General features: G+C 49.4%; 20 protein-coding genes and 1 pseudogene. 15 read left to right on the top strand and 6 right to left on the bottom strand.

What is annotated here, in order from left to right; genetic code table 11:
- Positions 1 to 37: 37 nt before the first annotated feature.
- The 3 genes and pseudogenes from rlmA to NC856_RS02430 all read right to left on the bottom strand — a co-directional run bounded on the left by rlmA (position 38) and on the right by NC856_RS02430 (position 1,371).
- The gene (gene rlmA / locus NC856_RS02420) at positions 38 to 868 is read right to left on the bottom strand and encodes a 23S rRNA (guanine(745)-N(1))-methyltransferase (protein WP_264088812.1); all 831 of its coding nucleotides are present in this window, start codon (positions 866 to 868) and stop codon (positions 38 to 40) included.
- A 142-nt stretch (positions 869 to 1,010) separates the two neighbouring features.
- The gene (cspE, locus tag NC856_RS02425) at positions 1,011 to 1,220 is read right to left on the bottom strand and encodes a transcription antiterminator/RNA stability regulator CspE (RefSeq protein ID WP_005968829.1); all 210 of its coding nucleotides are present in this window, start codon (positions 1,218 to 1,220) and stop codon (positions 1,011 to 1,013) included.
- A gap of 39 nt (positions 1,221 to 1,259) precedes the next feature.
- Positions 1,260 to 1,371: pseudogene (locus tag NC856_RS02430) on the bottom strand (DUF2627 domain-containing protein).
- A 726-nt stretch (positions 1,372 to 2,097) separates the two neighbouring features.
- Between NC856_RS02430 and NC856_RS02435 the strand changes: the two are divergent.
- The 5 genes from NC856_RS02435 to NC856_RS02455 all read left to right on the top strand — a co-directional run bounded on the left by NC856_RS02435 (position 2,098) and on the right by NC856_RS02455 (position 6,771).
- Entirely contained in the window at positions 2,098 to 3,012 is a 915-nt protein-coding gene (locus NC856_RS02435; protein ID WP_264088813.1) for a metal ABC transporter substrate-binding protein, read from the top strand.
- Positions 3,009 to 3,899, top strand: a complete 891-nt coding sequence (locus NC856_RS02440) for a manganese/iron ABC transporter ATP-binding protein (RefSeq protein ID WP_264088815.1) — start codon at positions 3,009 to 3,011, stop codon at positions 3,897 to 3,899. Before NC856_RS02435 ends, NC856_RS02440 begins: the two co-directional genes overlap by 4 nt.
- Positions 3,899 to 4,762: a metal ABC transporter permease gene (locus NC856_RS02445; RefSeq protein WP_264088816.1), complete on the top strand. Its 864-nt coding sequence runs from the start codon at positions 3,899 to 3,901 to the stop codon at positions 4,760 to 4,762. Before NC856_RS02440 ends, NC856_RS02445 begins: the two co-directional genes overlap by 1 nt.
- The gene (locus tag NC856_RS02450) at positions 4,759 to 5,619 is read left to right on the top strand and encodes a metal ABC transporter permease (RefSeq protein WP_264088817.1); all 861 of its coding nucleotides are present in this window, start codon (positions 4,759 to 4,761) and stop codon (positions 5,617 to 5,619) included. The genes NC856_RS02445 and NC856_RS02450 overlap by 4 nt, the downstream gene beginning before the upstream one ends.
- Positions 5,620 to 5,910: 291 nt before the next feature.
- Positions 5,911 to 6,771, top strand: coding sequence for a fructosamine kinase family protein (locus NC856_RS02455; RefSeq protein WP_264088818.1), 861 nt, complete (start codon positions 5,911 to 5,913; stop codon positions 6,769 to 6,771).
- A gap of 5 nt (positions 6,772 to 6,776) precedes the next feature.
- Here NC856_RS02455 and NC856_RS02460 read toward each other — a convergent pair whose 3' ends face one another.
- Entirely contained in the window at positions 6,777 to 7,325 is a 549-nt protein-coding gene (locus NC856_RS02460) for a YniB family protein (RefSeq protein WP_264088819.1), read from the bottom strand.
- Positions 7,326 to 7,522: 197 nt separating this feature from the next.
- On the opposite strand from NC856_RS02460, the gene hxpB reads away from it, so the two are divergent.
- Positions 7,523 to 8,188: a hexitol phosphatase HxpB gene (hxpB, locus tag NC856_RS02465; protein ID WP_264088820.1), complete on the top strand. Its 666-nt coding sequence runs from the start codon at positions 7,523 to 7,525 to the stop codon at positions 8,186 to 8,188.
- A gap of 59 nt (positions 8,189 to 8,247) precedes the next feature.
- On the opposite strand, the gene NC856_RS02470 is transcribed toward hxpB, so the two are convergent.
- On the bottom strand, positions 8,248 to 8,580 hold the full coding sequence (locus NC856_RS02470; RefSeq protein ID WP_264088821.1) for a cupin domain-containing protein: 333 nt from the start codon (positions 8,578 to 8,580) through the stop codon (positions 8,248 to 8,250).
- Positions 8,581 to 9,072: 492 nt separating this feature from the next.
- Here NC856_RS02470 and kduD point away from each other — a divergent pair, with 492 nt between their 5' ends.
- The 8 genes from kduD to NC856_RS02510 all read left to right on the top strand — a co-directional run bounded on the left by kduD (position 9,073) and on the right by NC856_RS02510 (position 18,844).
- A complete protein-coding gene (kduD, locus tag NC856_RS02475) occupies positions 9,073 to 9,834 on the top strand; it encodes a 2-dehydro-3-deoxy-D-gluconate 5-dehydrogenase KduD (protein ID WP_264088822.1) in 762 nt (253 codons plus the stop codon).
- A gap of 294 nt (positions 9,835 to 10,128) precedes the next feature.
- Positions 10,129 to 11,760 carry a pectate disaccharide-lyase PelW gene (pelW, locus tag NC856_RS02480; RefSeq protein ID WP_264088823.1) on the top strand — a complete coding sequence of 544 codons (1,632 nt, stop codon included), beginning with the start codon at positions 10,129 to 10,131 and terminating at the stop codon, positions 11,758 to 11,760.
- Between the two features lie 40 nt (positions 11,761 to 11,800).
- Positions 11,801 to 12,691: a carbohydrate ABC transporter permease gene (locus NC856_RS02485; protein WP_264088824.1), complete on the top strand. Its 891-nt coding sequence runs from the start codon at positions 11,801 to 11,803 to the stop codon at positions 12,689 to 12,691.
- Positions 12,684 to 13,589: a carbohydrate ABC transporter permease gene (locus NC856_RS02490; protein ID WP_264088825.1), complete on the top strand. Its 906-nt coding sequence runs from the start codon at positions 12,684 to 12,686 to the stop codon at positions 13,587 to 13,589. Before NC856_RS02485 ends, NC856_RS02490 begins: the two co-directional genes overlap by 8 nt.
- 13 nt (positions 13,590 to 13,602) lie before the next feature.
- Positions 13,603 to 14,730 carry an ABC transporter ATP-binding protein gene (locus NC856_RS02495; RefSeq protein WP_264088826.1) on the top strand — a complete coding sequence of 376 codons (1,128 nt, stop codon included), beginning with the start codon at positions 13,603 to 13,605 and terminating at the stop codon, positions 14,728 to 14,730.
- Between the two features lie 16 nt (positions 14,731 to 14,746).
- Positions 14,747 to 16,036, top strand: a complete 1,290-nt coding sequence (locus tag NC856_RS02500) for an ABC transporter substrate-binding protein (protein WP_264088827.1) — start codon at positions 14,747 to 14,749, stop codon at positions 16,034 to 16,036.
- A 245-nt stretch (positions 16,037 to 16,281) separates the two neighbouring features.
- Positions 16,282 to 16,998 carry an oligogalacturonate-specific porin KdgM family protein gene (locus tag NC856_RS02505; RefSeq protein ID WP_264088829.1) on the top strand — a complete coding sequence of 239 codons (717 nt, stop codon included), beginning with the start codon at positions 16,282 to 16,284 and terminating at the stop codon, positions 16,996 to 16,998.
- Between the two features lie 451 nt (positions 16,999 to 17,449).
- Positions 17,450 to 18,844 carry an L-cystine transporter gene (locus NC856_RS02510; protein ID WP_264088830.1) on the top strand — a complete coding sequence of 465 codons (1,395 nt, stop codon included), beginning with the start codon at positions 17,450 to 17,452 and terminating at the stop codon, positions 18,842 to 18,844.
- A gap of 108 nt (positions 18,845 to 18,952) precedes the next feature.
- Here the strand turns inward: NC856_RS02510 and osmE are convergent, their stop codons facing one another.
- On the bottom strand, positions 18,953 to 19,285 hold the full coding sequence (osmE, locus tag NC856_RS02515) for an osmotically-inducible lipoprotein OsmE (protein WP_264088831.1): 333 nt from the start codon (positions 19,283 to 19,285) through the stop codon (positions 18,953 to 18,955).
- Between the two features lie 227 nt (positions 19,286 to 19,512).
- Between osmE and nadE the strand changes: the two genes are divergently transcribed.
- Complete coding sequence (nadE, locus tag NC856_RS02520) at positions 19,513 to 20,337, top strand: ammonia-dependent NAD(+) synthetase (protein ID WP_264088832.1); 825 nt, start codon at positions 19,513 to 19,515, stop codon at positions 20,335 to 20,337.
- Positions 20,338 to 20,412: the final 75 nt, after the last annotated feature.

Here is a 20,412-nt window from a genome sequence, read left to right on the forward strand (position 1 = left end):
CCACCCCGCCCATTTTTTATTCTCCTTCAACTCGCTTTTACCGTGCGTCCAACGGTTCTACGCGCTGATACAAGCGGATAATAAAGTCTGTCTCACAAGCGAATCGCGGCGTAGTTTGTATACGCTGGCTGACTTCCGGCGTCGCTCGCCAGGCGAATGGCGTCATTTGCAACAATGCCGCAGCCTCAGGGCCTGACAACCGCATCGGATAAGCCAACGTCTGTTGTTCAACCAACTCAAACCCGTCCAGCGTCTCATCCTTGAGCGGATGCGGCAGCACCTGATCGTAGACCTCAGCCTTGATCTGGTAAAGGTGACGAGGCCCTGGCGATACGGTCATCAGCCAGCCGCCGATCTTCACCGTGCGCCGTAATTCAGTATCGTTACAGGGGGCATAAATTTTTAATACGGCGTCAAAAGACCGATCGTTGAATGGCAGACGCTGGCTTGACGCCACACAGAAATCAACGTTCTGATAACGCTTCGCCGCCCGCTGGATGGCTGCTTTTGAAACATCCAGCCCGTAGACTGCCATTTCTCGGTGTTGTTGCAAACGCGCCGCCAGCGCCGCCGTGTAATACCCTTCCCCGCAGCCAATATCGAGTAAGGCGCTCGCCTGATGCGTCAAAATTTCATCAAGGCGTTGCGTAACTCGTTCCTGCAACGGCTGGTAGTGACCCGCATCCAGAAACTTCCGGCGCGCTTGCATCATCTCTGCGCTATCGCCTGGTTGTTTTGAGCGCTTGAATTGCACCGGCAACAGGTTCACATAGCCCTCTTTGGCACAATCAAAATTATGACGACCACATGACCATTGCTGACGTATCCGTTGCAAGGGCTGTTGGCATAGCGGGCATTGATAAGACATCAGAACCCCTTCCCCGCAAAAAAACGTCTTTACACCGCATCATAGCGGTTGATAAGACGTTATATGACAAAAATGTGTTATTGATAAATTTCAGGCAACAAAAAACCCGCATCATAGCGGGTTTTGCAATAGAAGCGATAAATTACAGTGCAGTAACGTTAACTGCTGATGGACCTTTCTGACCATCTTGAATTTCGAATTCTACGTTCTGGCCTTCAGCCAGAGTTTTGAAACCGTTGCCTTGAATTGCGGAGAAGTGCACAAACACATCTTTGCTGCCGTCAGCCGGAGTGATGAAACCGAAGCCTTTAGACTCATTGAACCACTTTACCTGACCTTTAATCTTTGCCATTTCAAATATTTCCTTTAATTGTTTAAACCGCCAGAGGCGTTATACAGACAAACCAAAGTCGTTACTGCTTGAGGCACTAAGATAAGGATCGGCAGAGAAGTGCAACGCTAACGTTTGTACTCAACTCTTCTTTACTAAAAATGCCATTCATATACAGAACTGTACCTCGTTTTACCCAGAAGCGTTATTACACACTCTGTAATCAATGGCAAGCCATTTTTTATCAGTCATGGACATGCTGCACAGATTAGTGCCATCAATGGTTCAGTAATAAGCGATTACGGGCGAAAAGAGTCTGATATAGCGCTTTATCCAATAAGCACCACCAACAGTTCCTTACTATAAGGAGATACAATGGTCTCAGCCTACACAACAGGTTTTTACACCGTAGATGCGCTACTCAACCTGTAACATAACAACAAATAATACGGCCACCAGTATCAGTAAAATTATACTTGCCAGCTTCCAGCGTCTTTCTGATTTCGTGCTCATGTTATTTACATACCTTCCCGGTAAAAATTTATACCCAATTCTTATAGCCTATAATTTATCGGCAGGTGGCGGCATTTTGTTAATTTATCTCCCGGTTTTTTCCTTTATGTCCGTCACGCGGTTATCCATCGCATAACAAAAAGCGTGCTTTTTCTCGTTACCGTTAGACTTACGTTGCAACACTAGTTACGATTTATTAAATTAGATCAGTATTTTTGTTACCGAAGGCGCATTATGGGTTTCTCGCTCATGTGCACCGACGTACCGGTAGCCATCACTCGTGTCGCCGGACGCGCTATCACCGCCCTCTTTTCTTTGTCCCTTGACTTAAATGATATTGATAATTATTCTCATGTGCTTCATTCACATTTTGTAAGGATAATACATGACCGGTTTCCAGATTAATTTCGCGCCCCTCTTACGACGTATTGCCTTGCCATGCGCTTTATTCTTGCTTGCCGGTGGTTACGCGCAGGCGGCGGAAAAACTTAAGGTTGTCACCACTTTCACCATCATTCAGGATATCGCGCAAAACATTGCCGGGGATGCTGCGACAGTAGAGTCGATAACCAAACCGGGGGCGGAAATTCATGACTATCAACCCACGCCGCGCGATATTGTCAAGGCGCAGTCCGCCCAGTTGATACTGTGGAATGGTATGAATCTGGAGCGCTGGTTCGAGCGCTTTTTTGAAAATGTCAAAGATGTACCCGCGGTGGTGGTGACCGAAGGGATCACTCCGCAACCCATCCGCGAAGGCGCCTACAATGGCAACCCGAACCCTCACGCCTGGATGTCGCCGTCCAATGCGCTAATCTATATTGAGAACATTCGCGCGGGATTGGTGAAATATGATCCGGCCAACGCTGAAATCTATAACCGCAATGCCAAAGCCTATGCGGAAAAAGTTAAAGCGATCGATGCCCCGCTACGTGAGCGTCTCTCGCGAATTCCCGCGCAGCAACGCTGGCTGGTAACCAGTGAAGGCGCGTTTAGTTATCTGACCAAAGATTATCAATTCAATGAAGTGTACTTATGGCCAATCAATGCGGATGAACAAGGCTCGCCGCAACAGGTGCGCCGTGTGATAGATACTGTGCGCGAAAAGAACATCCCGGTGGTGTTCAGTGAAAGCACGATCTCGGACAAACCGGCAAAACAAGTCAGTAAAGAAACCGGGGCCAAGTATGGCGGCGTGCTCTATGTAGATTCGCTGTCAAATGCAGAAGGCCCGGTTCCTACCTATATTGATTTACTCAACGTCACGGTTGAAACCATCGCCAAAGGATTTAATCAATGAGCAGCGATCTCGCAATACAGTCATTAGATGTCAATGATGTTTCCGTCACATACAGTAATGGGCATCAGGCTATCCGCCATGCCTCTTTTTCGCTGAATGGCGGGACGATTTGTGCGCTGGTCGGGGTAAACGGCAGCGGTAAATCAACGCTTTTCAAAAGCATCATGGGGTTGGTCAAACCCACCTCCGGGCAAGTGCTGCTTAATAAACAACCTATTTTTCAGGCTTTAAAGCAAAATCTGGTGGCCTATGTCCCCCAGACGGAAGATGTGGACTGGAACTTTCCGGTGCTGGTTTCCGATGTGGTGATGATGGGCCGTTATGGAAAAATGAATTTTCTGCGCATGCCTAGTCAGCAAGATCGCGCCATTGTTGCCGAATCTCTGGAGCGCGTGGGGCTTTCCGCTTTGCGGCAGCGTCAAATCGGCGAGCTATCCGGCGGCCAGAAAAAACGCGTATTCCTTGCCCGTGCGCTGGCGCAGCAAGGCAGCGTTTTGTTGCTGGATGAACCTTTTACCGGCGTTGATGTTAAAACTGAAAACGCCATTATCGACCTGCTGCGCACCCTGCGCAATGAAGGACACCTGATCCTGGTGGCAACTCACAATCTCGGTAGCGTACCTGAATTCTGCGATAACGTGATTCTGGTCAACCGTACCGTGCTGGCGGCTGGCCCCACCCACAGTACGTTCACCCAAAGTAATCTGGAAAAAACCTTTGGCGGAGTATTGCGCCACATTAATCTCGGCGGTCCGAATCTCCACGACGACGATGATGTCCGTTCCGTTACCGTCCTGACGGATGATGAACGTCCGGCGGTATTTTATGGTTCAACCAAGAGCGATCCTCCCGCGCTGTTTACCACCCCGGAGGAGAAGAAAGACTGATGGTCGATATTCTATTGCAACCCTTTGCCTACAACTACATGGTCAAAGCGATCTGGGTCAGTGCGATTGTCGGCGGCGTCTGCGCATTTCTGTCCGCCTATCTGATGCTGAAGGGCTGGTCATTAATGGGCGATGCGTTGTCGCACTCGGTGGTGCCTGGCGTGGCTGGCGCTTATGCGCTCGGTTTTCCGTATGCCGCGGGCGCGTTTTTCACCGGCATGTTGGCTGCGTTGGCGATGACGTTGATCCGGCATATTACCAGACTGCGTGAAGACGCGATTATCGGCTTTATTTTTTCCACCTTCTTCGCCGTCGGTCTGTTGATTATTTCACTTAATCCGACGTCTATTAATGTTCAGTCGATCATCTTCGGTAATATTCTGGGTATCGATGATGCGGATATGCTTCAGGTGGAAATCATCATCGGCATCACTTTCTTCATTCTTTGTTTACTGTGGAAAGACCTGCTGGCGGTGTTCTTTGATGAAAACCACGCACGTTCGATCGGTCTTTCGCCACTGAAGCTGAAAATTCTTTTCTTCACCTTGCTCAGCGCCTGCACCGTTGCCGCACTGCAAACCGTCGGTGCCATTCTGGTCATCGCGATGGTGATCACGCCCGGCGCCACGGCCTATCTTCTTACTGATCGGTTTGAGCGTTTGGTGCTGATTGCCATCGCATTGGGTTCAATCACCAGTTCAGTCGGCGCCTATCTGAGCTTTTTTCTGGATGGTGCCACAGGCGGCGTTATCGTCACCTTGCAAACTGTGGTCTTCCTGCTGGCGTTTTTATTCGCTCCCAAACACGGTTTGTTGGCATCTCGCCGCGCCCGGCAACATGATCAAACGGGAGACGCACTATGAGCATACTGATCAGTTGGTTTACCGAACCGCTTGCCTACCCGTTTATGCAACGGGCGATCATCGCCGCCGTCATTACCGGAACCGTATGCGCGGTGCTGTCATGCTTTCTGGTGCTGAAAGGCTGGTCACTGATGGGCGATGCGATTTCGCATGCCGTGTTGCCCGGTATCGTCGTGGCATTTCTGTTGGGGATCCCGCTGGTTATCGGCGCCTTTGTTTCCGGTATCTTCTGCGCCATCGCCACCGGTTACGTCAAAGAGCATAGCCGGGTGAAAGAAGATACGGTCATGGGGATTATCTTTTCCGGCATGTTTGCGCTAGGGCTGGTGATGTTTGCCCGTGTCGATACCGATCAGCACCTCAATCATATTCTGTTCGGCAACGTGCTGGGGATCACCCGTCAGGAACTGACGCAAATCGTGCTGATTGCCGGCATTACGTTGTCGGTCATCCTGCTCAAGCGACGTGACTTCATGCTCTACTGTTTCGATCCCAGTCATGCGCGGGTGATCGGTCTGCCGGTGAAGCTGCTGCACTATGGCCTGCTCTGCCTGCTGGCATTGACGATTGTGGCCTCATTGCAGGCGGTCGGGGTGATTTTGGTGATCGCGCTGCTGATTGCGCCGGGCATCATCGCGTTTATGGTGTGCAAACAATTTGACCGCATGCTGATTGTGGCGACGGTTGTCTCTGTATTTTCTTGTGTCGCCGGAACATTAATCAGCTTCCACATTGATGGCGCCACCGGCCCTTGCATTGTGCTGGTACAGGCATCATTTTTTGCTCTGGCCCTGATTTATCACCGGTGGAAACTGAGTAAAACCGCCGCGTTGACAGCCCCGGCGAAAACCGCATGACGCGTACCAGCCTCCTGTCTCCGCCATCATAATGTAAACCCAGGGATGGCATGCCCATCCCTGATACGCCATTTTTCATGTATTGATTGCGCGCAATGGGCAAACTGCGTTATTTTTCAGCTGCGTCTATACTCTTCTGCTGAGCGCGTTCACCACCGTCTTCGTCATCACTGTGTCACAAGTCCAGTTTTTATTGTGCTTAATGCGTTATCGTGGTAACCGTCATCGGCGGGCAGGTGGCGGCACGAGAAGAATCAGGGTATCTGGCAATATCAACGGGAGGATGACCTTATGTGGCAAGCAATCAGCCGACTTTTGGAAGAACACCTCGGCGCAGCTGATATTCAGGCGCGCCACGAATTGTCAGGCGGCGAAATTCACGCCGCATGGTATGTGCAATACGGTGAGCATGAGGTGTTTGTAAAATGCGATACCCGAGAAATGCTGCCCAAATTTACCGCCGAAGCCGATCAGATCACCTTACTGGCGCGCAGTAACACGGTTAATGTGCCTGCCGTCTACGGCGTCGGCAGTTCCCGCGATAATAGCTTCCTGCTGTTGGAATATCTGCCGGTAAAACCGCTGGATGCCCACAGCGCATGGTGCCTTGGCGAACAGTTGGCGCACCTGCACCAATGGAGCGACCAGCCGCAATTCGGGCTGGATTTCGATAACGACCTGTCGACGACGCCCCAGCCCAACTGCTGGCAACGCCGCTGGTCGATCTTCTTTGCTGAACAACGGATTGGCTGGCAGCTTCAATTAGCCGCCGAAAAAGGGATGCATTTTGGTCATATCGAAACCCTGATTGCACGAGTAGAGGAAAGACTGGCGGGCCACCAGCCGCAGCCTTCCCTGCTGCATGGCGATTTGTGGCCTGATAACTGCGCAAACAGTCATCATGGCGCTTACTTGTTTGATCCGGCCTGCTACTGGGGCGATCGCGAGTGCGATCTGGCGATGTTGCCGCTCTACCCTGAGTTGCCGCCGCAAATCTATGACGGCTATCAGAGCGTATGGGCATTAGACAAGGGCTTTATCGAACGTCAGCCAGTCTACCAGATATACTATCTGCTCAACCGCGCCAACCTGTTTGGCGGGAAAAATATCGTGGCGGCGCAGCAGGCGATTGAACAACAGCTTAACGTATGATTGCGTTACAACGGCATGCCCATTAAACGCAAAATCAGGTATCCCGCGCCCACCAGAATCAACGGCAGAATATAAAGCGGGAAAAACTGCACGAAAATGGTATGACGAGGAACCACGACGCGTGCTTCCAGCCCTTCACGCGTACTGTTGTCATTGCCTTTTACTTTTTCCAGAATCAACTGATCTTCAATCCCCTCACGGATGGCTTTTACCTGCCGGGACATCCGTGCGCCTGACACCTGCAACGCCAGACCGATGAAAATCAGAAAGTAAATCAGCCAGAACATCAGACTTGACGTCATAAAAAAGCGAGAGAAATCTGGCACTGGCGAGTTAAACCAGAAAATATTCAGAAATGGCGTATTGAAACGAATCATTTCAATCATCAGGTTCAGAAAATCAAGCAGAACCGCATCAATCCCCTGTTTTTTCTGTGCATACATGTATAAATAATTGGCCAGCGAAACAAGTGTAGACAGCAGAGCCGGAATAAAAATTATCCATCCCGCGATACGTTTAACCACGGCAATACGGCCAGCCTGTTGATACGTCATGAGTTCCCCTTTTGAGCGACGCAGTATCGTTGATATCAAACAGTGTATACTCTAAAAATCCCGATAGCAGCCTACTTTAAGTTCATTATCAGTCAATGTTTTATCGCTCAACACACGTTATAAACCATGATTTAGCATATGGTTAACCTGTATTATCATTGATTTCCGACTTTTCTACCTTGAGGGGCTGGGCTGGTATGATCGCTAATTCTGTTATTCGCGCCGCCATTTTTGATATGGATGGATTGCTGATTGATTCCGAGCCCCTGTGGGACATGGCGGAACTTGAAGTCATCGCCTCGTTGGGCATAGATACCTCATTACGTGAGTCCATGACCGATACCCTGGGATTACGTATCGATATGGTGGTTGATCTCTGGTATCGCATTGCTCCCTGGAAAACGCCCGATAAAGAGGCGGTCGTGAACCGCATTATTGAGCGGGCAATCGCTCTGGTTGACGAGCGTCGTCCGTTATTACCTGGCGTTGAACACGCGCTGCAATGTTGCCGCCAGCAAAATCTCAAAATCGGTCTGGCGTCGGCATCACCGTTGCGTATGTTGCAACAGGTTCTGCACATGTTCCAGCTTGAAAGCTATTTCGACGTGGTGGTTTCCGCGGAAAAACTGCCGTATAGCAAACCTCATCCTGAGGTCTATTTGCAGGCAGCGGAGAGATTAGGGATTGCGCCGTTACAGTGCGTTACACTGGAAGATTCGATAAACGGCATGATTGCCACCAAAGCGGCGCGCATGCGTTCCATTGTGGTGCCGGCGGCGTCGTTCAGCCAGGATCCGCGTTGGGTGTTGGCCGATCACCAACTCAGTTCGTTGCAGCAGTTGGACATCAGGCACATTACATAACAGGCGTGCAGGACAAGGCTATTGGCCGGAAGGTCACTACCGGCCAGTAACCGAGATAATTACAGGAAATCCGCACGTTTGGGAGAAAACGTGTCAATCAACACGCTGCCGTCTTCCAGTGCAACCACACCGTGCATCTCATTCTTAACGGCCATATACGCATCACCGGTTTTAAGGATGCGCTTTTCCCCTTCAATCACCACTTCAAAGCTACCAGCCGCGACATAAGCGATCTGATCATGGATATCATGCTTATGCGGCGTACCAATTGCTCCTTTATCGAAATGCACGCAGACCATCATCAGTTCATCACTCCAGGTGATAATTTTGCGTTTAATGCCGCCGCCCAATTCTTCCCAGGGCGTTTCATCGTCAATAAAATACCGTCTCATCATTTCTCCTTTTCGGTTTCTCAGTCTCATCCACCTGACCTACCAGAATGAGCACGCTACAGCAGATGCGGATATTCTAATCACATCCGCCACAGATGAAATATAAAATAAGCAAAATCATGATGCGCCTCAAGAAATAAATAAAACATTATTTCATTTTTATTGAATTAACATACCAATCAAACTATCATCCTCAAATGACAAGAAAGAACCGGGCAATCAAGGCTCAGGTGACGTTGTCACTGCCACGCAACGGCCACGTGTTCCGCCCGGTACTTTCACCGCGTGGGTCAATTATTCAGGTGTGGGCTCCAGATGCTGCACCTTTATCTGGGGCATGGTTGGCGAGAAATAGTTGGCGAGAATCAGGTTTTCGGTGACATGGATTACGTCAAGGTTAGCGAGTGAGGTTAATCGCTTTCTATCACAATGGCCGGTGTTCCCTACAATAACAGCTAATGACTTATTGTCGCTTATAGAGAGAGTAAATCCATGATTTTAAATTCCTTTGATTTACAGGGCCGCGTCGCACTTATCACCGGTTGCGATACGGGGTTAGGCCAGGGTATGGCAATCGGCTTGGCGCAGGCTGGTTGTGATATTGTCGGCGTCAACATCGTTGAACCCAAAGAGACTATCGAGAAAGTCACCACGCTGGGACGTCGTTTTCTTAGCTTGACCGCCGACATGAGCAACATCGCCGGTCACGCCGCGTTGGTGGAAAGAGCGGTGGACGAATTTGGCAAAGTTGACATTCTGGTTAACAACGCCGGTATCATACGCCGTGAAGATGCCATCGAATTCAGCGAAAAGAACTGGGACGATGTGATGAATCTGAACATCAAGAGCGTGTTCTTCATGTCTCAGGCCGTTGCGCGTCAGTTCATCAAACAAGGTCACGGCGGTAAAATCATCAACATCGCCTCCATGTTGTCTTTCCAGGGCGGTATTCGCGTGCCTTCTTACACCGCATCAAAAAGTGCCGTGATGGGTGTGACCCGTCTGCTGGCGAACGAATGGGCGAAACACAACATCAACGTCAACGCGATCGCTCCAGGCTATATGGCCACCAACAATACCCAGCAGTTGCGCGCCGACGAAGACCGCAGCAAAGAAATTCTGGATCGCATCCCGGCAGGCCGTTGGGGTTTGCCGCAGGATCTGATGGGCCCCGCCGTATTCCTGGCTTCCAGCGCATCCGATTACATCAACGGCTACACCATTGCGGTGGATGGCGGTTGGCTCGCCCGCTAAACATTTATTTAACCAGCGGTACAATTTTTTATACGCTGTTTTTTTCACGCCCCGCACGAAAAAAGGCACAATTCCGGTTGTGCTTTTTTCTTTATTTTCAAGTCATTATTTGATTTTTCCCTCTATTCCCTCTAATCAGAATCTTGCCTTAAAAAAATTAAAACAACGTTCCGACTTTGATCACACTTTCGATATTGCGTACATGACGGCAGGGTTAATCGCGCCATATAATCATTCAAAACAGTGTTTCTATTTATAAGGAACTGGTTATGCAGTTCCACAAGAAGGTACTCCATGAGTATTTTTGCAAGTTTCTACACCAGCCAGAAAATGCTGCTTGATCAGTGGATTAGTATGCTGAGCCAGCATATCGCAACCGTTCGGAAAGTCGCGCATAGCCGTACCAACCCAACACCTTTAATCGCTGATGGGTTTGATGTACTTAATCACCAACCGGTGGTATGGCAATTTCCTGACGGGCGACGGGCGCCAATCGCCAACTTCGCCAGTCAGCAGAACTGGCTGAGAACACTCTGCGCCATGAACGCTGTCACCGGCAACGCCGACTATCAGCAACAAGCCGTATCGCTGAGCGATTATTTCCTCAATCATTTTGTCGATGACGCTAGCGGACTGTTTTACTGGGGCGGCCACCGCTTTATCAATCTCGATACACTGGCGAGCGAAGGCCCGGAATCAAAAGCGCAGGTGCATGAATTAAAGCACCATCTGCCCTATTACGCATTGTTATACCGCGTAAACCCGGAAAAAACGCTGAACTTCCTGCAAGGTTTTTGGCATGCGCATGTTGAGGACTGGAACACATTGGATCTGGGACGTCACGGGGATTACGCCAAAATCCGCGATCCTGATGTCTTTCTGCATGCTCGTCACGATGTCGTCGATCCGGCGCGTTGGCCCGTTTTGCCGCTTACCAAAGGATTGACTTTCGTCAATGCCGGTACCGACCTGATTTATGCCGCCTTCAAATACGCGGAATTTACCGGTGATAAGCAAGCCGCCGCCTGGGGCAAACATCTGTACCGTCAATATGTGCTGGCCCGTAACCCGGAAACCGGTATGCCGGTTTATCAGTTCAGTTCCCCATTGCAGCGTGAACCCGTGCCGCAAGATGACAACCAGACGCAATCCTGGTTCGGCGATCGCGCTCAGCGTCAGTTTGGCCGTGAGTTTGGTGAAATTGCTCGTGAAGCGAACGTATTATTCCGCGACATGCGTCCGTTATTAATTGATAACCCTCTGGCGATGCTCGATATTCTGCATAGTCAGCCGGATGATGAAATACTTGGCTGGGTCATTTCCGGGCTGAAAAATTATTACCAGTATGCCTATGTCGCCACCAGCAATACGCTGCGCCCCATGTGGAATAACGGTCAGGATATGACCGGCTATCGTTTCAGACGTGATGGTTATTATGGAAAAGCAGGTACGGAACTTAAACCTTTTACGCTGGAAGGTGATTATTTATTACCGCTGGTGCGGGCTTATCGCCTGAGCGGTGATGAAGATTTGTACCTATTAATTAATACCATGCTGACACGACTGAATAATGAAAAGATCCATGACATCGCCAGCCCAATGTTATTACTGGCGCTGATTGAACTGGCGGAGCATCAGCAATCGGAAACCGTTGCGAAAAATGCCTGGCAGATCGCCAACATCCTGTTTGATAAGCATTTCCACCGTGGTTTACTCGTTCGCTCGGCACAACATCGTTATGTTCGACTGGATGACCCGCTTCCACTGGCTTTATTAACTTTCATTGCGGCCTGTCGCAACAAATTAAACGCTATCCCACCGCTTTTAACGCAGGGGGGATATGTTCACGGTGATTTTCGCGTTAACGGGGAAAATAGAATTATCTATGACGTGGAGTTTATTTATCCAGAATTATTAACACTTTAATTTTTTTTAATGTTTCACAATGACTAAATAGGTAAGCATTATGAATGAAAACAGAATGCTGGGGTTAGCCTATATCTCCCCCTATATTATAGGGCTGATAGTGTTTACCGCTTTCCCCTTCGTTTCATCATTTTTTCTCAGTTTTACTGAGTATGATTTGATGAGTCCACCTGAATTCACCGGGATGGAAAATTACCAGCGCATGTTCATGGAGGATGACCTTTTCTGGAAATCCATGGGCGTGACCTTCGCCTATGTTTTCCTCACCATTCCGCTGAAATTGATATTCGCCCTGTTGATTGCCTTCGTCCTCAATTTTAAACTGCGCGGCATTGGTTTCTTCCGCACCGCCTACTATGTACCTTCCATTCTCGGCAGCAGCGTCGCCATCGCCGTGCTGTGGCGCGCCCTATTCGCCATCGACGGGCTGTTGAACAGCTTTCTGGCCGTCTTCGGCCTGGATGCCGTCAACTGGCTGGGCGAACCCTCGCTGGCGCTGATGTCCGTCACCCTGCTACGCGTTTGGCAGTTTGGCTCCGCCATGGTTATCTTCCTCGCCGCCTTGCAGAATGTGCCGCAATCACAATATGAAGCCGCCATGATCGACGGCGCCTCAAAATGGCAGATGTTCCTCAAAGTGACGGTCCCGCTGATTACCCCGGTCATCTTTTTCAACTTTATTATGCAGACCACTCAGGCATTCCAGGAGTTCACCGCCCCTTATGTCATCACCGGCGGCGGTCCGACCCATTACACCTACCTGTTCTCGCTCTATATCTACGATACCGCCTTCAAATATTTCGATATGGGATATGGCGCGGCGTTGGCATGGGTACTGTTCCTGGTGGTGGCCGTATTCGCTTCGGTCGCGTTCAAATCATCCAAATACTGGGTGTTCTACTCCGCGGATAAAGGAGGAAAAAATGGCTGACATGCATTCCAATATGACCCCGGCCCAGGCAATTGCCGCGCGGGAAGTACACCGCACGCTGCGTAAAGAAAAAATCAGCGCCGCCATCCGTTATGTCATTTTACTGTCCGTCGGGCTGCTGATGCTCTATCCGCTGGCCTGGATGTTCTCGGCTTCCTTCAAGCCTAACCATGAAATCTTCACCACCCTGGGGTTATGGCCTGAGCACGCCACCTGGGACGGGTTCGTCAACGGCTGGAAAACCGGCACCGAATACAACTTCGGTCACTACATGATCAACACCTTCAAGTATGTGATCCCGAAAGTGCTGCTGACCATTATCTCCTCCACCATCGTCGCTTACGGCTTCGCCCGCTTCGATATTCCGTGGAAAAATTTCTGGTTCGCCACCCTTATCGCCACCATGCTGCTCCCCAGCACCGTGCTGCTGATCCCGCAGTACATCATGTTCCGCGAAATGGGCATGCTGAACAGCTACCTGCCGCTCTACCTGCCGCTGGCGTTTGCCACACAAGGGTTCTTCGTGTTCATGCTGATCCAGTTCCTGCGCGGCGTACCGCGGGATATGGAAGAGGCAGCCCAGATCGACGGCTGCAACTCCTTTCAGGTGTTGTGGTATGTGGTAGTGCCGATCCTGAAACCGGCGATTATCTCGGTGGCATTGTTCCAGTTCATGTGGTCGATGAACGACTTTATCGGGCCGCTGATTTACGTCTACAGCGTGGACAAATACCCGATTGCGCTGGCGCTCAAAATGTCCATCGACGTGACAGAAGGCGCGCCGTGGAATGAAATCCTGGCGATGTCCAGCATTTCGATTCTGCCCTCCATCATTGTTTTCTTCCTGGCACAGCGTTACTTCGTTCAAGGCGTGACCAGCAGCGGCATTAAAGGTTAACTGAGGATTTATCATGGCTGAAGTCATTTTCAACAAGCTGGAAAAAGTCTATTCCAACGGTTTCAAAGCGGTACACGGCATCGACCTGACTATCAAAGACGGGGAATTTATGGTGATTGTCGGGCCGTCAGGCTGTGCGAAATCCACCACGCTGCGGATGCTGGCCGGGCTGGAAACCATCAGCGGCGGCGAAGTCCGTATCGGCGAGCGCGTGGTGAACAATCTGGCGCCCAAAGAACGCGGAATTGCTATGGTATTCCAGAACTATGCGCTCTACCCGCACATGACGGTCAAGGAGAACCTGGCCTTCGGCCTGAAGCTCAGCAAAATGCCCAAAGAGCGGATTGAAGAGCAGGTTACCGAGGCCGCCAAAATTCTGGAACTGGAAGAACTAATGGACCGCCTGCCCCGCCAGCTTTCCGGCGGCCAGGCCCAGCGTGTCGCGGTAGGCCGCGCCATCGTGAAGAAACCTGACGTCTTCCTGTTTGACGAGCCGTTGTCCAACCTGGACGCCAAGCTGCGCGCCTCTATGCGTATCCGTATTTCCGACCTGCACAAACAACTGAAAAAAAGCGGCAAGGCCGCCACGACCGTATACGTCACCCACGACCAGACCGAAGCCATGACCATGGGCGACCGCATCTGCGTCATGAAACTGGGCCATATCATGCAGGTGGACACGCCGGACAACCTGTACCACTACCCGGTCAACATGTTCGTCGCCGGTTTTATCGGCTCGCCGGAAATGAACATCAAGCCAAGCAAGCTGGTGGAGAAAGACGGCCGGATTGGTCTGACGGTCGGTCACTACACGCTGGTACTGAACAGCGAACAGCAGGACAAAGTCCGCGCTTACGCCGGTCAGGATGTGTTCTTCGGTATTCGTCCTGAGTACGTCACCGTGTCCGAAACCCCGTTTGAGGCGAACCACTCTCAGGGAGAACTGGTGCGCGTAGAGAACATGGGCCATGAATTCTTTATGTACATCAAGGTTGACGGCTTTGAATTAACCAGCCGTGTCGCTTCTGATGAAGCACGGTCGATTATCAGCAATGGCCTGCATCGCCAGGTCTTCTTCCAGTTTGATATGGAGAAGTGCCATATCTTTGATGCAAAAACAGAAAAAAATATCTCTCTTTAACAGGAGTAGTAACCCGATGAAAAAAGCGATCCTACACACTCTGATAGTTTCATCTCTGGCATTATTGGCGGCACCGTCGTTTGCTGCTGATCAGGTTGAATTAAGAATGTCCTGGTGGGGAGGCAATACCCGCCATCAACAGACACTTAAGGCGATTGAAGCTTTCCATCAGCAATATCCCAATATCACCGTTAAAGCGGAGTACACCGGTTGGGACGGACACTTGTCTCGTCTGACGACACAGATTGCCGGCAACACGGAACCCGATGTGATGCAGACCAACTGGAACTGGCTGCCGATTTTCTCTAAAAACGGCGATGGTTTCTACGATCTGAACAACGTCAAAGAGACGCTGGACCTGACGCAGTTCGACGCCAAAGAGCTTCAGGGGACGACCATCAATGGCAAGCTGAACGGTATTCCTATTTCCGTTACCGCCCGCGTGTTCTATTTCAATACCGAAAGCTGGAAAAAAGCCGGTCTGGAATACCCGAAAACCTGGGATGAACTATTGAACGCCGGTAACGTGTTCAAAGAAAAGCTGGGCGAGCAATACTACCCTGTAGTGCTGGAGCATCAGGATTCGCTAGCGTTGTTAAACTCCTACATGGTTCAGAAGTACAACATCCCGGCCATTGATGAGAAAAGTCAAAAATTCTCTTATACCGATGAGCAATGGGTGGAATTCTTCAGCATGTATAAGAAGCTGGTTGATAGCCACGTGATGCCTTCAGCGAAATACTATGCCTCTTTTGGTAAGAGTAATATGTATGAGATGAAACCGTGGATTACTGGCGAGTGGAGCGGCACATATATGTGGAACTCTACGATCACCAAATATTCCGACAACCTGCAACCGCCGGCAAAACTGGTGTTAGGCAACTATCCAATGTTGCCGGGCGCCAAAGATGCCGGTCTGTTCTTTAAACCCGCACAAATGCTGTCAATTGGTAAATCAAGCAAGCATCCTAAAGAAGCGTCTCTGCTGATTAACTTCCTGTTGAACAGCAAAGAAGGCGTTCAGGCATTGGGATTGGAGCGCGGCGTGCCGTTAAGCAAGGCAGCGGTAGCTCAACTGACGTCTGACGGTGTTATTAAAGATGACTCCCCGGCGGTTTCTGGTCTGAATCTGGCGTTATCATTGCCGCATAGCATGAGCGTGTCACCTTATTTTGACGATCCGCAAATCGTGTCCCTGTTTGGTGATGCCATCCAATCTATCGATTATGGTCAGAAATCGGTTGAAGAAACGGCGAAATATTTCCAGCGGCAGTCTGAACGTATTTTGAGACGAGCAATGAGATAATAAAAAACATCTTTTACAGGTAATTCCCCCTGCCATGCCACCGGCAGGGGTTTTTCATTAAAATTAAAACATTCCTTATATTCAACTCGATCCAAATCACAATTTGAAATTGTATTTTATTTTTCATCAACCAAGAAGATCATGATCACAAAACAACGTTTAATAATAAATAAAATAGATCTCGCATCATAAAAATCAATACGTCTTTCAAATTAAACACCATCCTATCCATAGGAAATATAACAATGAAAATTAAATTATTAGCTCTGGCTGTTACTTCATTAATCAGTGTTAACGCAATGGCCGTCACAATTGATTATCGTCATGAAATGAAAGATACGCCCAAAAATGATCATCGTGATCGTTTATTAATGTCGCACCGTTTTGCTAATGGTTTTGGCCTGTCTGCTGAAGCTAAATGGCGCCAGGCCACCAATGACTCGACGCCGAATAAACCCTACCATGAGACGGTAAGTAACGGTACGGAAGTGGTTGCCAGCTATGTTTACAAAATCAACGAAACATTCTCTATTGAACCTGGATTTTCTTTAGATTCATCATCTAATTCCAATAACTATCGTCCTTATCTGCGTGGCCGCGCCGGAATTACTGATGACTTATCGGTATCGCTTCGTTACCGTCCATATTATCAACGTTACAATAGCAGAGTGGGTACAACAAACCCGAACACCAAGGAAACCGGATATACTCTCACTGGTGTTGTCAGCTATAAATTCCTGAAGAAATTCCAGGTGGACTATGAACTGGAATACAAGAAAGCTAATCAAGCCGGACGCGTTCTCTATGATAACGAAAGCTACAACTTTGTACATGATGTGAAATTATCATACAGTATCGATAAAAACTGGAAGCCATATACCGCCATTGCTAATGTAGAGGAAAGTGGTACATCCGACCATCGTCAAACTCGTTTCCGTGTCGGTGTACAATATAACTTCTGATAGTCTTCGAATTATTTAAATAACCTTTACTATTAGCAGTAATAAGGGATGTTATATTTAATAAACGTTTAACATCCCTTCATTAAACCATTCATTTTAGTGAAGCAAGTCATAAGTTAGTTGGTGTTTTAGGTATTTGCTGTCTGTGTTATCGTGTTATTTATGTACTGTGTCTGAATTACCCTCTTCTTATATGAATATTATTTATTAATTTATCTTTTGCGGTTCGGGACGGTCATTTTTTCTCCGATGTAATGACTGTCCCATTTTTTTGTTCCGCTTATCCGCGACAGTCCAGTAACAAACCTATACCCGTCATACTTCAAGTGGCAGATGCGTTGGTAACGTTCCCGCCACTCGAATTATTTAGCGTCCATAACAGACCTGTTATCCTGTTACTGTTTATGACGACAGAAATAGATAACATTTATACAAACAAGGAGAGGTGGAGATGAGTTTTCCGCTGCTATTCAATATATTGGCATTTGTTGGCCTGCTGTTCTTACTGGGTTATGCCGGAAGAAATCAGTCCTGGAGTCTGGCTAAAAAGGTATTGCTGGGTTTAGTGGTGGGGGTCGCATTCGGTCTGGTATTACACCTTATCTATGGTGAAAATACCGCGATCATCAGCCAATCTATCGCCTGGTTCAACATTGTGGGTAACGGATACGTCCAACTCCTGCAAATGATTGTCATGCCGCTGGTTTTCGTTTCTATCCTCAACTCGGTGGCCAAGCTGCGTAATGCCTCATCACTGGGCAAGATCAGCGTGCTGACGCTCTCTACACTGCTGATAACCACTCTGATTGCGGCCCTGGTCGGCGTCTTCGTCACTAATCTGTTTGGCTTGACAGCCACCGGCTTGGTGCAAGGCGCGCAGGAAAGCGCCCGACTGAGCGCCATTGAAAATAATTATGCGGGTAAAGTTGCCGATCTTAACGTGCCGCAACTGATCCTCTCCTTCATTCCCAAAAACCCGTTCTTCGAATTAACCGGGGCCAACCCCACGTCGATTATCAGCGTAGTGATTTTTGCTGCGTTCCTCGGTGTCGCTGCGTTGCAGTTGCTGAAAGATGACAGCGCGAAAGGCGAACGCGTGCTGGTTGCCATTGATACGTTGCAATCCTGGGTAATGAAACTGGTTCGCCTGGTGATGAGGCTGACGCCTTATGGGGTGATGGCGCTAATGACCAAAATGGTCGCCAGTTCCAATTTGCAAGATATTCTCAAACTGGGCAGCTTTGTGGTGGCGTCCTATCTGGGACTGGCGATCATGTTCGGCGTCCATGCCCTGCTCCTGTCCTTAACCGGGATCAATCCGGCGCGGTTCTTCCGTAAAGTCTGGCCGGTGCTGACTTTTGCCTTCACCAGCCGCTCCAGCGCCGCCACCATCCCGTTGAGCATCGAAGCGCAAACCCGCCGGATTGGTGTGCCTGATTCCATCGCCAGCTTTGCCGCTTCATTCGGCACCACTATCGGTCAGAATGGTTGCGCCGGACTTTACCCGGCTATGCTGGCGGTGATGGTCGCACCGACGGTAGGGATTAATCCGCTCGATCCGGTCTGGATCGCGACATTGGTCGGGATCGTTACCCTCAGTTCCGCTGGCGTGGCTGGGGTTGGCGGCGGCGCCACGTTTGCCGCCCTGATTGTGTTGCCGGCGATGGGGTTACCCATTACGCTGGTCGCCCTGCTGATTTCCATCGAACCATTGATTGATATGGGACGCACCGCGCTGAATGTCAGCGGTTCGATGACCGCCGGCACCGTGACCAGTCAGTTACTCAAACAAACGGACAAAACGGTATTTGATTCGCAGGAAAACGCGGAACTGACTCACCGGTAAATGCGGATAAAACGGTAAACCGTAATTAAGAAAAAAATAATGCCGGAAAATTACTTTTCCGGCATTGGATTATAAATAACATTGCATCAGATGATGCGGGACACCACTTTACCGCTGCGGGTTGGTGTCGTATGCCTGACAACTTTGGAAGCCTTTGTTGCGGACATATCCGGTTTCGTCATAGCTGACAAAATAACTCTGGGCCGTGCCGTCACGATTCTTCAACACGTAATCGCTACAGGTGCCTGTCGCATTCACCATTCTTCGTTCTGTGCTACCCGAACCGGCAATCTGATGAACCTGCTGCTTCGTCATTCCCACCTTAACATCTTTCACTACCGGCTCATTTACATAACTCTCTGCTTTATTGTAGGCCGAACACCCAGAAAGAAAGACAGCTCCTGCCGCCACAAAACACAACATTAGTCGATTATTTTTCATTACATTACCTCATTGATTAATGGGTCCTGGATAAGACTAGATGGCAAATGGCACTTTTTCAAATGGCAGGCCGATGAAGTAACCACTTTATCGATAGAAGAAAGGTATTAGCCATAGATTAAACCATTGACAGAACGCTTGTCCTTTTTCTTCACGCCGATTCGTTTTACACTCTGATGATTGAGATAATTATTTCGCAGGATCAATAAGTTCAGGAGGGGGAGATTATGTCATTACAGCCAGACATCATCGCTGCACTGGGAGTCAAAAGCACCATCGACCCGGTGAAAGAAATCCGCGTTAGCGTTGATTTTTTAAAGAATTATCTGAGCGCCCACCCATTTGTGAAATCGCTGGTATTGGGGCTCAGCGGTGGTCAGGATTCAACGTTAACAGGCAAACTTTGCCAAACGGCCATTACCGAAATGCGCAATGAAACGGGCGAGGAAAGTTATCAATTTATCGCCGTGCGCCTGCCTTATGGCGTACAGGCCGATGAAGCGGACTGTCAGGACGCCATCGCGTTTATACAGCCTGACCGCGTGCTGACTGTTAATATCAAACCGGCGGTGGAGGCCAGTGAAGCCACGTTGAAAGCGATTGGCATTGAACTGTCCGATTTCGTCAAAGGTAATGAAAAAGCCCGTGAGCGAATGAAAGCGCAATACAGTATCGCCGGAATGCATGCCGGACTGGTGGTAGGAACCGACCATGCCGCCGAAGCCGTGACGGGTTTCTTCACTAAATATGGCGATGGCGGAACAGACATCAACCCGATCTTCCGTTTGAACAAACGTCAGGGAAAAGCCCTCCTGCGAGAACTGGGCTGCCCTTCTCACCTTTACACCAAGGCGCCGACGGCAGATCTGGAGGAAGATCGTCCTTCACTGCCGGATGAAGTCGCGCTGGGCGTCACTTATGAGAAAATTGACGACTACCTTGAAGGTAAACAAATCGATGCCAAAGATGCCGCGATCATTGAAAACTGGTATCGCAAAACCGAACATAAACGTCGGCCGCCGGTAACGGTTTTCGACGATTTCTGGCGCTAATCTGGTTTTGATTTCCTCTGGCGGATGCGGGTCCCGGCATCCGCCTTTCTGGTTTTACTGATTGGTAAGATACCG

The organism is Brenneria izbisi, from assembly GCF_025840185.1.
GTDB lineage: Bacteria > Pseudomonadota > Gammaproteobacteria > Enterobacterales > Enterobacteriaceae > Brenneria > Brenneria izbisi.